Origin of the sequence: Labrys monachus, from assembly GCF_030814655.1 — a bacterium.
Lineage (GTDB): Bacteria > Pseudomonadota > Alphaproteobacteria > Rhizobiales > Labraceae > Labrys > Labrys monacha.
The window spans coordinates 724,457-737,282 of sequence record NZ_JAUSVK010000001.1 but is presented as its reverse complement, the minus strand read 5'-3'; the positions used below and the strand labels follow the sequence as shown (position 1 = coordinate 737,282).

Annotated in this window: 13 protein-coding genes and 1 other RNA gene; 11 read left to right on the top strand and 3 right to left on the bottom strand. The window is 66.3% G+C overall.

Annotation, left to right across the window (positions count from 1 at the left end; all coding sequences use genetic code 11):
• Positions 1-171 precede the first annotated feature (171 nt).
• Positions 172-2,160: a transketolase gene (tkt, locus tag J3R73_RS03250; RefSeq protein WP_307422333.1), complete on the bottom strand. Its 1,989-nt coding sequence runs from the start codon at positions 2,158-2,160 to the stop codon at positions 172-174.
• A gap of 301 nt (positions 2,161-2,461) precedes the next feature.
• On the opposite strand from tkt, the gene J3R73_RS03245 reads away from it, so the two are divergent.
• Both J3R73_RS03245 and J3R73_RS03240 read left to right on the top strand, forming a co-directional pair.
• Complete coding sequence (locus J3R73_RS03245) at positions 2,462-2,731, top strand: DUF4164 family protein (protein WP_307422332.1); 270 nt, start codon at positions 2,462-2,464, stop codon at positions 2,729-2,731.
• A 7-nt stretch (positions 2,732-2,738) separates the two neighbouring features.
• Positions 2,739-3,104 (top strand): cell division protein ZapA, encoded by a 366-nt coding sequence (locus J3R73_RS03240; protein ID WP_307422330.1) that lies wholly within the window; start codon positions 2,739-2,741, stop codon positions 3,102-3,104.
• Between the two features lie 174 nt (positions 3,105-3,278).
• Here J3R73_RS03240 and J3R73_RS03235 read toward each other — a convergent pair whose 3' ends face one another.
• Positions 3,279-4,799, bottom strand: coding sequence for a T6SS phospholipase effector Tle1-like catalytic domain-containing protein (locus J3R73_RS03235; protein WP_307422327.1), 1,521 nt, complete (start codon positions 4,797-4,799; stop codon positions 3,279-3,281).
• Between the two features lie 225 nt (positions 4,800-5,024).
• Here J3R73_RS03235 and J3R73_RS03230 point away from each other — a divergent pair, with 225 nt between their 5' ends.
• The 9 genes from J3R73_RS03230 (at position 5,025) to ruvB (ending at position 11,743) form a co-directional block, all read left to right on the top strand.
• On the top strand, positions 5,025-5,858 hold the full coding sequence (locus J3R73_RS03230) for a S1/P1 nuclease (RefSeq protein ID WP_307422325.1): 834 nt from the start codon (positions 5,025-5,027) through the stop codon (positions 5,856-5,858).
• A gap of 115 nt (positions 5,859-5,973) precedes the next feature.
• A non-coding RNA gene (ssrS, locus tag J3R73_RS03225) (6S RNA) lies at positions 5,974-6,131 on the top strand.
• Positions 6,132-6,156: 25 nt separating this feature from the next.
• Complete coding sequence (locus J3R73_RS03220; protein WP_307422324.1) at positions 6,157-6,735, top strand: 5-formyltetrahydrofolate cyclo-ligase; 579 nt, start codon at positions 6,157-6,159, stop codon at positions 6,733-6,735.
• A gap of 1 nt (position 6,736) precedes the next feature.
• Positions 6,737-7,555, top strand: coding sequence for a TIGR00282 family metallophosphoesterase (locus J3R73_RS03215; RefSeq protein WP_307422322.1), 819 nt, complete (start codon positions 6,737-6,739; stop codon positions 7,553-7,555).
• A 222-nt stretch (positions 7,556-7,777) separates the two neighbouring features.
• Entirely contained in the window at positions 7,778-8,524 is a 747-nt protein-coding gene (locus J3R73_RS03210) for a YebC/PmpR family DNA-binding transcriptional regulator (RefSeq protein WP_307422320.1), read from the top strand.
• Positions 8,524-9,033, top strand: a complete 510-nt coding sequence (gene ruvC / locus J3R73_RS03205; protein ID WP_307422318.1) for a crossover junction endodeoxyribonuclease RuvC — start codon at positions 8,524-8,526, stop codon at positions 9,031-9,033. Before J3R73_RS03210 ends, ruvC begins: the two co-directional genes overlap by 1 nt.
• 157 nt (positions 9,034-9,190) lie before the next feature.
• The gene (locus tag J3R73_RS03200) at positions 9,191-10,009 is read left to right on the top strand and encodes an isocitrate lyase/PEP mutase family protein (RefSeq protein ID WP_307422317.1); all 819 of its coding nucleotides are present in this window, start codon (positions 9,191-9,193) and stop codon (positions 10,007-10,009) included.
• 49 nt (positions 10,010-10,058) lie between these two features.
• Positions 10,059-10,676 (top strand): Holliday junction branch migration protein RuvA, encoded by a 618-nt coding sequence (ruvA, locus tag J3R73_RS03195; RefSeq protein ID WP_307422315.1) that lies wholly within the window; start codon positions 10,059-10,061, stop codon positions 10,674-10,676.
• Entirely contained in the window at positions 10,673-11,743 is a 1,071-nt protein-coding gene (ruvB, locus tag J3R73_RS03190) for a Holliday junction branch migration DNA helicase RuvB (RefSeq protein ID WP_307422314.1), read from the top strand. Before ruvA ends, ruvB begins: the two co-directional genes overlap by 4 nt.
• Positions 11,744-12,187: 444 nt before the next feature.
• Here ruvB and pal read toward each other — a convergent pair whose 3' ends face one another.
• A complete protein-coding gene (gene pal / locus J3R73_RS03185) occupies positions 12,188-12,715 on the bottom strand; it encodes a peptidoglycan-associated lipoprotein Pal (RefSeq protein ID WP_307422313.1) in 528 nt (175 codons plus the stop codon).
• Positions 12,716-12,826 lie beyond the last annotated feature (111 nt).

Below are 12,826 nucleotides of genomic sequence, written 5' to 3'. Positions count from 1 at the left end.
AAATGCCAATCCAAAAGCGTCGGTCCCAGGCCCCCCACCCCTGGGCCCGGGCGCCTCCGGTCAGACAGCCCTAGAGCAAAGCGCGTTTAGGCAGAAACGCCGCTTTGCTCTAACTCTTTGTTTTTCGACGCGTCTTTGCGTTCTGCCGAGTCCGTCAAAACGCAAAACGCTTTAGCCATTGTGGCGGCGCAGCGCCGTCTCGGCCACCGCTTCCGGCGTGATGCCGAAATGGTTGTAGAGGTCCTTGATCGGCGCGGAGGCGCCGAAGCCGCTCATGCCGACGAAACCGCCCTCCGGGCCGATGATCGCATCCCAGCCGAAGCGCACCGCCGCCTCGACCGCGACCTTGACCGGCGCATCGCCGATGATCCGCGCCTTGACCTCGTCGGACTGGCCGATGAAGAGCTCCAGCGAGGGCACCGAGACCACCCGAGTCGGCAGGCCGCGCTGGTTGAGGATGGCGCGGGCATTCATCGCGATCTCGACCTCGGAGCCCGAAGCGAACAGCGTCACCTCGGCCTTGCCGCCGACGGGCGCGGCGATCTCGTAGGCGCCCTGGGCGCACGGATTGTCCGCCGTGGCCTCGCGCAGCAGCGGCAAGTTCTGGCGGGTCAGCACCAGGATGGTCGGCCCGGACCGGCGCTCCAGCGCCAGCTGCCAGCATTCGGCCGTCTCGATCGCGTCGCAGGGGCGGAAGGTGCGCACATTGGGGATGGCGCGCATCGCCGCCAGGTGCTCGACGGGCTGGTGGGTCGGCCCGTCTTCGCCGAGGCCGATGGAATCATGGGTCATGACGTAGACCGGCGATGTCCCCATCAGCGCGCCGAGGCGGATCGCCGGACGGCAATAATCGGTGAAGGCGAAGAAGGTGCCGCCCGCCGGCACGAAGCCGCCATGCAGCGAGATGCCGTTCATCGCCGCGGCCATGCCGTGCTCGCGGATGCCCCAATGGATGTAGCGGCCGCCGAAATCCTGCGGCGAGATCTCGACCAGCCCCTTGGCCTTGGTGTTGTTGGACGGCGTCAGGTCGGCGGAGCCGAGCACCAGCTCGGGCATGATGCCGACGATGGCGTTGAGCGCGAGTTCGGAGGATTTGCGCGTCGCCATGGCGGCCGGCGCGGCAGCCAGCGCCTTCTTGTGGGCGAGGATCGCCTCGCCCAGCCCGGCGGGACGCTCGCCCGCCATGCGGCGGGTGAATTCGGCCTGCAGGTCCTCCGCCAGCGCGCCGAAGCGCCCTTCCCACTGCTTGCGGGCGGAAACGCCGCGGCTTCCTGCTTCCCGCCACGCCTTGAGGATGTCGGCGGGCACCTCGAACGGCGCACCCTCGATGCCGAGATTGGCCTTGGTGAGAGCGGCCTCCTCCTGCCCGAGCGGCTCGCCATGGGCCTTGGAGGTGCCGGCGCGGTGGGGTGAACCGAAGCCGATCGTGGTCTTGCAGGCGATCAGCGTGGGGGCGTCGGACTTCCGGGCGCTCTCGATCGCGGCCGCCACGGCATCCTGGTCGTGGCCGTCGACGTTCACGGCGTGCCAGCCGGCCGATTCGAAGCGCTTCACCTGGTCGACGGAGTCCGACAGGCTGAGCGGCCCGTCGATCGAAATGCCGTTGTGGTCCCACATCACGATCAGCTTGTTCAGCCTGTAATGGCCGGCCAGCGCGATCGCCTCCTGGCTGATGCCCTCCATCAGGTCGCCGTCCGAGGCGATCACATAAGTGTAATGGTCGACGACATCCTTGCCATGCCGGGCGGCGAGCATCTTCTCGGCGAAAGCGAAGCCGACGGCCGTCGCGATGCCCTGGCCGAGCGGGCCGGTGGTGGTCTCCACGCCGGCGGTATGGAAATTCTCCGGGTGTCCGGGCGTCTTGGAGCCGAGCTGGCGGAAGCGCTTGAGTTCGTCCACCGTCATGCCGGGCGCGCCGGTCAGGTAGAGAATGGAATAGAGCAGCATCGAGCCATGGCCGGCCGACAGGATGAAGCGGTCCCGGTCGGGCCAATGCGGGGCGGCGGCATCGAACTTCATGAAGCGCGTGAACAGGACCGTCGCGACGTCCGCCATCCCCATCGGCATGCCGGGATGTCCGGATTTCGCGGCTTCGACGCCGTCGATCGCCAAGCCACGGATGGCGTTCGCCAAGCGGTTCTGCAATTCGCTGAGTGCCATGGAGTGTTTCCTGATGAATCCGCCGGACACGGCGAAATGGGCGGTGGGTTCTTAGCACCTCATCCCCGACTGTCAATGACAGCGGGATTTCCGGCACTTTCCGGGAGAGAATCGCACCCCATATGGGTGGCATGACGGCGAAATCTATCGCGTTGCGTGCCGGCGGTACAGTCTTACGCTCGTGGCGGGAGGCGCGGCGTTCCGGCTTGGCCCGGCGGGCAATGCGCGGTAATTTGCTGTAATATTGCTGGAGGCCGCGTCTCGATTCGAGCGCGGCCGTCTTCGGAAAGTGAGTACGCTCTTGTCCCTGGAAGCAGCCCTGCAACGACTGAACGACGCGTTGGCCCGGCTCGAGGAGGCGGCCGAGCATCGGATCGAGCTCGATCTCACGATCGCCGGTCGCGGCATCGAGGTGCAGGCCCTGTCGGAGGACCGCAGCCGCCTCGCCCGCGAGCTCGATGCGAGCTATGCGCGCTTCTCCACCCTGGAGACCGCCAATCGCGACGTCTCCCGCCGCCTCGACCAGGCAATGGAGTCCCTCCGCCACGTTCTCGAACCGCAGGACAGGTAACCCCGCCATGGCGCATGTTTCAGTCACCATCGCAGGGCGGGCCTATCGCATGGCCTGCGACGAAGGGCAGGAGGAACACCTGCTCGAACTCGGACGGCAGCTGGATGGAAAGATCGACCAGTTGCGCAGCGCCTTCGGCGAGATCGGCGACATGCGCCTGTCCGTGATGGCCGGCATCATGATCGCCGACGAATTGTCCGAGACGCAGCGGCGCGTGGGCGCGCTCCAGCATGACCTCGACGAGCTGCGCAACGATCGCGCCGGCGTCCTGCAGCGCGAGGAGGAGACGCAGGCCCGCGTCACCCAGGCCCTCGACGAGGCCGCCAACCGCGTGGAGAAGCTCGTCGACGCCCTCTCGCGCACCGGGGTCTGACCGGGCCGCCCTTCGGGAGGCCGCCGCGGAGCTGTGAATCGGCGCCGCAAGGGGATTTCTCGGTTCATCCGGGCGGTGCCATGTCGCGGCACCGCCGCTCACCGGCGAATACCAGCCGGCGTCCGTCAGGCAAGAGCGGAGCGCCATCTAGATCGGTGTCCGCTCAGCACCCCCCTACACCATCGTCACAGTCAACGAGACACTGCCGCGATTGTTGTCATAGGCCTGCCAGGCATCATTGGCGAAACCGTAGAGATAGCCGCTGCTCCTGGGCGCGAAGGAGGTGCCGTCGCCGATGAAGAAGGTCTCGCCGGCTGCGAGATTGGAATCGGGTGCGGTCACCGCGTTGGCCACGAACCCCATCAGCGCGAACCAGGGCCGGCCGTCATCTCGGCGTGTCCACCAGAAATCCACGTTCCCTCGCCGGGTCAGCAGTTTGTAGTCCGTCTCGAGCGAGCCCAGGACGCTCGACGCCAACCGGGCGACGTCGCCGAAATGAAAGCCGCTGGGCTCCTTGCCCGCCGGAGAGAATTTGTCCTCCTGATCCATCCATTCGCCCGTCGCCGCAAAGCGGTACGCCTTGCCGCCTTCCAGGAAGAGGCCCGTCGCATTCCAGCGTTCCCGGGCGAAGATGTCACAGGTGGCCGACTGGCCGGGCTGAAGCACGATCGTCCGCCAATAGCGCCCCTGGCGCAGGACCGGCGTGCCCCAGCGGATGCGGGCGGACTCGTCGAGATCGGCGCTCTCTGTCTGCAGCAATGGGGTGGATCGCGGCTTCGTCTTCAGAAACTTGAAAATTCCATCGCATGAATCGTGCACGATCCCGAGAGGGTCCGACCTGAGTTGATCCTCGACGCCGGCATGAATTTGGAGGCCGCAATCCGACGCCTCCTTGATCATCCATTTCAGCGCCCTGTCGGAGAGCTCGCTCTGCAGATAGCCCCCGCCGACATCGCCATGCGATCCCGGAAACCAGATTTGTTCGATATCCTGTCCGGAACCGATATTCGACCAAAGCGTCGGAGCGAAGCTCGCCCTTCTTTCATCCAGCGCCACGGCATGGCGGCCATGCGCAACGATGGGACTGAGGTCCGTGTTGTGGAAACGGTATTTCTCGGCATTGTCGAACAATCCGAGAAAGGCGAGATCCTCGGGTATGCCCAGGGCTCCGACCGTGTCCCAGACGCCGATGAAGTGAATCGCCGTGGAATCCTCGACGGCTTCGCCCGGACGGACGTTGTGGAACTCGTAGCCGCGAATATTCTTGTATGGCACCTTGTTCCTGTACGCGTCGAAGACGTCCGCGACCCTCGCCCAGCCTGTCGGTGCGTCGACCCCGGCGTCACCGAGATCCAGAAGGCCGCAATGTGCGATCAGGCCGCCGAGGCTGCGGACCGTATAGGCGCCACGGCTGAAGCCGAATAGAAAGATGTTATCGCCGGCACGATAGTGCCTGGAAAGCCAAGCATAGGCGCTTTTCGTATTCTGATCCAATCCTTCGCCGGTTCCGCCGCCGACCAGATGGTCCCACCAGCTGCTTCCGGTGCCGACGCCGGGATGGTAATACATTATCTGATCGTCATTGTTCTCGATTGAATTGTAGATCTTGACGACATTTGTCGGTGAAGGAAGGCCGTTATCCTTCTCGTCCGGCGTATTCCATGTTCCATCGCAACATACGATCAGATTCTTCATCGCGCACCACTCGGATCGAGGGACTGACGGATCATGACGAAACACTACATTGCGAACTTGCCTTTCACAAGAGGCAATGATAATGTCGATCTCTTGAATATATCGATTTTCTTGTAATTAAAACATATATAAAATCGTTATATTATGTTATTTTATTTATATTAAAGATACTTTCGTCGTTTTAAAATTTTAAAGGGTGGGGAGAAAATCGATATGAAAAAGAGAATGGCTTTTTTTCTGGCATCGGCGATGGCTCTGGCGTCGATCGGCTCCGCAAATGCTTGGGGCGATCGAGGACATTCGATCGTTGCAGAAATAGCGCAGCATCATCTGAACCCGCAGGCCGCCGCCGCCGTACAAAAGCTGATCGGCCCGTCGTCGATGGCCGGCGTTGCGAGCTGGGCCGACGACTTCAAGAACACGCCGGCCGGCACGGGCACCAAGCCGTGGCATTACGTCGATATCGACATCGCCAAGCCGGGCTATTCCGAGGACGACTGCAAGGGCAGCTGCCTCGTGTCGGCGCTGCGAGACCAGAGCAGCCTTCTTGCCGATATCAAGCGCAGCGACGCCGACCGACGAAAGGCGCTGCTCATGGTGATTCACCTCGTCGGCGACTCGACCCAGCCGTTCCACTGCAGCGAGCGCAACGGCGATGGGGGAGCCAACAACGTCGACGTCTTTCTCAGGATCAATGGCCCTGACGGAAAGGAGCTTCCCATCCTGCCAACCAACCTGCACGCGGTCTGGGACGAGAGCCTGGTCAATGCGCGGGCTTACGGGTGGGGTGGGTATGCGGACGACCTCGACAGCAAGGTCTTGCCGACCTTGCCGAGCCCTCGGACCGACCAGGACTTTGCGAAGGCATGGATCGACGAATGTCACATCGTCGCCCAGGGCGTCTATGCTCTGACGCCTCCGTCTTCACGGGCCGGTTCGAAAGCGCCGATCGCGCTTGGTCCTGACTATCAGAAGGCGGCCGAGCCGGTTCTCGACAAGCAGCTCGCAACCGGCGGTCTTCGCCTCGCCGCCCTGTTGAACAAGCTGCTGGGGCCGTAGACAGGGGAAGCCCGCCGCTTCGCGGCCCTTCGCACGCCGGACGTCCGTTTTCATGAGCCTGCTAAATCTTCGCCGACCTCTGGCGCTTGGGGCGGCGCAGCCCTATTATCATTAGGCGGTGCTGCCTGGTGCGTCAGGACACATCAATCCCCGGGGCCATACGACTCCCAAGGGAGCTGTCACTGTCCCTGCCCGTGGGCTTGGACATTACGGCGCCCACCTACATTAGTAGGCACCCGGGATCGAACAGTCCAACGGCCGAGGTGGCCCGCTCCTCATTTTCCTTCCCCGCGTGATCATGGCCTCCACCGACCAGAAGACCGAGCTTCGCCGGAAGGCGATGGCAGCGCGCGCCGAGTTGCGCGGGCCCGCCCGGCACGAAGCAACGGCGAAGGCCGCGGCACGCGCCTTCGAGCGCCTCTCCGGCACGACCGGCATCGTCGGCCTCTACGAAGCCTTCCGCGACGAGATCCATCCCGGCGAGGTCGCCCGCCGCCTGGCGGCCGGCGGACGCAGGCTGGCCCTGCCCGCCACGCCGAAATTCGGCCAGCCCCTGGTCTTCCGCGCCTGGGCCCCGGGCGATCCGCTGGTGCAAGGGCGCATGAACATTCCCGAGCCCTCGCCGGATGCGCCGGAAGTCTATCCGCAGGTCCTTCTGGTGCCGCCGGTCGCCTTCGACCGGCGCGGCTATCGCATCGGCTACGGCGCCGGCTTCTACGACCGCACCATCCCGATGCTGCGCGCCCGCCATCCCGTCTTCGCGCTCGGCTACGCCTTCGCCTGCCAGGAGACCGAGGACCTGCCGGCCGAACATCACGACGTTCCGCTCGACGCCATCGCGACCGAGGCCGAGATCATCGCCGTGGCGGGCGCCTGACATGCGCCTGCTCTTTCTCGGCGACATCGTCGGCCGCTCGGGGCGCAATGCCGTGGCCGACCGCCTGCCGGGCCTGCGCCAGGCCTGGAAGCTCGACGCCGTCGTCATCAACGGCGAGAACGCCGCCGGCGGCTTCGGGCTGACGGAAGCGATCTACGACGATATCATGGCGGCCGGCGCCGATGTGGTGACGCTCGGCAACCACTCCTTCGACCAGCGCGAGGCGCTCGTCTTCATCGAAAGGGCGCCGCGCCTGCTGCGCCCCGCCAATTATCCCAAGGGCACGCCGGGGCGCGGCGCCACCCTGATCGAGACGCGGAGCGGCGCCCGCCTGCTCGTCGTCCAGGTCATGGGCCGCATCTACATGGATGCGCTCGACGATCCCTTCGCCGCGCTGGAGCGCGAGCTTGCCGCCTGCCCGCTCGGCCTCGGCGCCGATGCGGTCATCGTCGACGTGCATGCCGAGGCGACCAGCGAGAAGCAGGCGCTCGGCCATTTCGCCGACGGCCGCGCCAGCCTCGTCGTCGGCACCCACACCCATGTGCCGACCGCCGACCACCAGATCCTCAATCACGGCACCGCCTATATGTCGGATGCCGGCATGTGCGGGGATTACGACAGCGTGCTCGGCATGGACAAGGAAGAGCCGGTGCGCCGCTTCGTCCAGAAGACGCCGGGCCTGCGCCTGGAACCGGCCACCGGCGAGGCCACCCTCTCCGGCATCGCTGTCGAGACCGACGACCGGACCGGCCTCGCCATCCGCATCGCGCCGGTGCGCGTCGGCGGACGGCTGTCCCAGGCAGTGCCCGACTTCTGGTGACGCGATTTTGGTGGGCCGGTCCCCCGACCGGCCCCTTCCGGAAGCATCGCACGTGTCGAGAGGGCGGTTCGGGACCCGCCCACCCATGCAGAGCCTCCCGCCCCGCACCGCGAAAATATCGGCCGCGATGGATTTTTCCGGCGTTCGCTTCTATAAGCCGCGCCACAAATCATCCGACTCCCCTATCGAGTTCAGGACCCGATTAACGAAGGACAAGAACAAATGGCAGGTCATTCGCAGTTCGCCAACATCATGCACCGCAAGGGCAAGCAGGACGCCAAGCGCTCCAAGCTCTTCTCCAAGCTGGCGCGCGAGATCACCGTGGCGGCCAAGCTCGGCGTGCCCGATCCGAACATGAATGCGCGCCTGCGTGCCGCCGTCCTCGCCGCCCGCGCCGAAAACATGCCCAAGGACAATATCGACCGCGCGATCAAGAAGGCTTCAGGCGCCGACAGCGAGAATTACGACGAGATCCGCTATGAGGGCTATGGCCCCGGCGGCGTCGCGCTGATCGTCGAAGCCCTGACCGACAACCGCAACCGCACCGCCTCGGATGTACGCTCCTACTTCACCAAGGCCGGCGGCAACCTCGCCGAGACCGGCGCCGTCTCCTTCATGTTCGACCGCGTCGGCCTCGTCGAATACGACGCCGACAAGGGCACGCCCGACGAGATGCTCGAAGCCGCGCTCGAAGCGGGCGCCGACGATTGCATCTCCTCGGAGAGCGGCCATGAATTCATCTGCGCCGCCGAAAACCTCGCCGATGTCGTCAAGGCGCTGGAGGAGCGCTTCGGCGAGGCGCGCAAGTCCGGCCTGGTCTGGCGTCCGCAGACGGCGATCGCCGTCGACGACGAGACGGGCGAGCGGCTCCTCAAGCTGGTCGACACGCTCGACGATCACGACGACGTCCAGAACGTCTATGCCAATTTCGAAGTCTCGCCGGCGCTGATGGCCAAGCTCGGGGCCTGATGTCGACGATTCCCCTCCGTATCCTCGGCGTCGATCCGGGCCTGCGCCGGACGGGATGGGGCGTGATCGAGGCCTTGGGCAACCGCCTGAGCTTCGTGGCCTGCGGCACCGTGCTGTCCGACGAGAAGGAGGAGCTCGCCCATCGCCTGCTGGCCCTGCATCGCGGGCTGACCGAGGTGCTGGCGAGCTTCACCCCGGACGAAGCGGCGGTGGAGCAGACCTTCGTCAACAAGGACGCCGGCGCGACGCTCAAGCTCGGCCAGGCGCGCGGCATCGCCATGCTGGTGCCGGCGCAGGCCGGCCTGCTCGTCAGCGAATACGCGCCCAATCTGGTGAAGAAGACCGTCGTCGGTTCCGGCCATGCCGACAAGAAGCAGATCCGGGTGATGATCAAGGTGCTGCTGCCCAAGGCCGACCCGAAATCCGACGACGCCGCCGACGCGCTCGCCATCGCCATCACCCATGCCCATCACCGCACCAGCCGGGCCCTGCTCGCCTCCCTGAAATGAGCGGCCTCCGGAGCCCCTCCCCGGGACCGCCGGCGTCCCGCCGGCCTCTTCCTCAAGCCATCCCGGCATCGCCGGCCCTGCGCCGCATCCGCCCGGAAAATCCTTGCGGCCCGCGCCGTCCTTGCCTAGAACAAATCATGAATGATGGGAGAGGTCGATGTCACAGGCGCAGCGCGCGGCGGAATTCGCGGAGCTTCACCGGCGCGAGGGGATGTTCCTGCTGCCGAACGCCTGGGACGGCGGAACGGCCAAGCTCATCGCCTCGCTCGGCTTCGAGGCGATCGCCACCACCAGCGCCGGCCTCGCCTTCGCCCTCGGCAAGGTTGACGGCGAGGGCGCGGTGACGGGCGAGGAAACGCTCTCCAACGGCGCGGCGATCTCCGCCGCGACGGATCTGCCGGTCAATGCCGACCTCGAAAACGGCTTCGGCGACGCGCCCGCGGACTGCCGGCGCACCATTCTGGCGGCCATGGCGGCGGGTCTCGCCGGCGGCTCGATCGAGGACGCGACCGGGCGGGCCGATACGCCCATCTACGAGCTCGGCCATGCCGTCGAGCGGATCGCGGCCGCTGCCGAGGCCGCCCGCAGCGGCGCCTTCGTCCTGACCGCCCGCTGCGAGAATTTCCTGCACGGCCGGCGCGACCTCGCCGACACGATCCGCCGCCTGCAGGCCTATCAGGAGGCGGGCGCCGACGTGCTCTACGCGCCCGGCCTGACGACGATCGAGGAGATCCGCAGCCTGGTCGCCTCGGTGGACAGGCCGGTCAATGTCCTCGCCAGCGTCGCGGGCCAGGACTTCGCCGTCGCCGATCTCGCCGCCGTCGGGGTGAAGCGCGTCAGCATCGGCGGCTCCTTCGCCCGCGCCGCCTTCGGCGCCCTGCGGCGCGCCGCGCTGGAATTCCGCGGCCGGGGCCGCCTGACCTATATGGCGGACGCCATGACGTTCGCCGAACTCGGCGCGCTGTTCCGGACATGAGCGCGCGGACGAATCGCCGCAAGACGATAGAGAGGACCGGGAGGGTTCCATGATCGGCAAATTGCGCGGCATCGTCGACAGCTATGGCGAGGACTGGGTGATCCTCGACGTGCAGGGCGTGGGCTATATGGTGTTCTGCTCGAGCCGCACGCTCGCCGCCCTCCCCGCCGCCGGAGAAGCCGCCATGCTCGCCATCGAGACCTATGTCCGGGAGGACCAGATCCGCCTGTTCGGCTTCGCCGGCGATCTCGAACGGGACTGGTTCCGCCTGCTGCAGACCGTGCAGGGCATCGGCACCAAGGTGGCGCTCGCCATCCTCTCGACCTTCAAGCCGGGGGACCTCGCTTCCGCCATCGCGCTCGGCGACAAGGCTGCGGTGGCGCGCGCGCCCGGCGTCGGGCCCAAGGTCGCCCAGCGCATCGTCACCGAGCTGAAGGACAAGGTGCCCTCCTTCGGCGGCGTCGCCTCCGACGTCATCGCCCTGCAGGGCGGCATCGGCGAGAGGAGCGCGCCGGGGCCGGCGAGCGACGCGGTGTCGGCGCTGGTCAATCTCGGCTATGCCCAGATCCAGGCCTCGGCTGCCGTCGCCGCGGCCCTGCGCGAGGCCGGTGAGGATGCCGAGACCGCCAAGCTCATCCGCCTCGGCCTGAAGGAATTGTCGCGATGAAGCCGACGCGCCGGACGACAGGCGGCGAGGCGCCGAAATCGGGCCGCCTCGTCACGGGCGACACCCGCGAGGAGGATGTCGCCGATTCCACGCTGCGGCCGCAGAACCTGTCCGAATTCGTCGGCCAGGCGCAGGCGCGCGCCAACCTCTCGGTCTTCATCGAAGCGGCGCGGGGGCGCGGCGACGCACTCGACCATGTCCTCTTCGTCGGCCCGCCGGGCCTGGGCAAGACGACGCTGGCCCAGATCGTCTCGCGCGAGCTCGGCGTCAATTTCCGCGCGACCTCGGGCCCGGTGATCGCCAAGGCGGGCGACCTCGCCGCTTTGCTCACCAATCTGGAAGAGCGCGACGTGCTCTTCATCGACGAGATCCACCGCCTCAATCCCGCGGTCGAGGAGATCCTCTACCCCGCGATGGAGGATTTCCAGCTCGACCTCATCATCGGCGAGGGGCCGGCGGCGCGCTCGGTGCGCATCGACCTCGCCAAGTTCACGCTGGTGGGGGCGACCACGCGCGCGGGACTGCTGACGACGCCGCTGCGCGACCGCTTCGGCATCCCGGTGCGGCTGCAATTCTACACGGTGGAAGAGCTGGAACTGATCGTCAAACGCGGCGGCCGGGTGCTGGGCGCGCCGATCAGCGAGGACGGCGCCAACGAGATCGCCCGGCGCGCGCGCGGCACGCCGCGCATCGCCGGCCGCCTGCTCCGCCGCGTGCGCGACTTCGCCTCGGTCCTCGGCGCCGATACCATCACCCGCGCCGTTGCCGACAAGGCGCTGCGGGCCCTCGAGGTCGACGAAGCCGGGCTCGACGCCATGGACAACCGCTATCTGCGCCTGATCGCCATGAGCTTCGGCGGCGGCCCGGTGGGGATCGAGACCATCGCCGCCGCGCTCTCGGAACCCCGCGACGCCATCGAGGACATCATCGAGCCCTATCTGATCCAGCAGGGCTTCCTCCAGCGCACGCCGCGCGGGCGCGTGCTGACGCCCCATGCCTTCCGGCATCAGGGCCTCGCCGTGCCCTCGGCCGCACCCCAGATGCAGCTTTTCGCCGACGACGAATAGAAGAGAGACTCTGGGGAAGACGCTTGCGCGTTGCCGCCCGCGCCGTTGAGCACCGTGACGGCCTCGCCGGCGACGAATAGAGTGGAGATCCCGGGACCGCAGGCATCTCGCCCATATGCGCTAACTTTGCCGACAATAGCGCGATTTTCCTTCTCCCATGCGGGACTTCGCATTTCCTGCGGAAATGCTGGGGGTGGCGCGAAGCGCCGGATGAGGGTCTGGACTTGTGCAATTCCAGCGCGACTATTGAGCTATCTGCGTTGAAGTTTAGACCCTCATCCCCCTGCCGGGACCCCAAGCATTTCCAAAGGAAATGCGGTGTCCCGAACCGGGAGAAGGCGGGTATTTCCGTTATGTCAGCGCATATGGGCGTCTCGCCTGCTCTTTCCGGCAAGCACCCGTTTTCAAGAGCAGGCTGGAAGCCTGCGGTCCCAGGGAAGACGTTTACGAGTTGCCGCCCGCACCGTTGAGCACCGTGACGGCGCGACGGTTCTGCGACCAGCAGGAATTGTCGTCGCAGGTGGCGACCGGCCGTTCCTTGCCGTAGGAGATCGTGCGCATGCGCGAGGCGGCGATGCCCTGCGACCGCAGATAGTCGAAGGCGGCCTGGGCACGGCGGGCACCGAGGCCGAAATTATATTCGCGCGTACCGCGTTCGTCGGCATGGCCCTCGATCGTCACGGTGTAGCGCGGATAGGCGCGCAGCCACTGGGCCTGCTTGCCGAGCGTGGCCTGGGCCTGGCCCGTGAGATCGGACTGATCCTGCTCGAAGAACACGCGGTCGCCGACATTGACCACGAAGTCCTGCTGGCTGCCGGGGCTCGCCGCGCCGCCGGCGCCGTAGCCGCCGCCCGCGCCGCCCATGCTGCCGTCGGCGGTGCTCGAACTGCTCTTACAGGCCGCCAGGGCGAGGACACAGGCGATCGCGGCAGCGAAACGCAGTCCATGGACTGCGCGAAGGGACGTCATCATTCCGGTTACTCCTCCGGTCGAAATTGGTGATTCAGCCATAGTGGCACTCGGTTAATCGAACGTTCTGGAAACCCTGTTCGCAGAGTTTTTCAGTGTGTGGCGGCCCGGCAA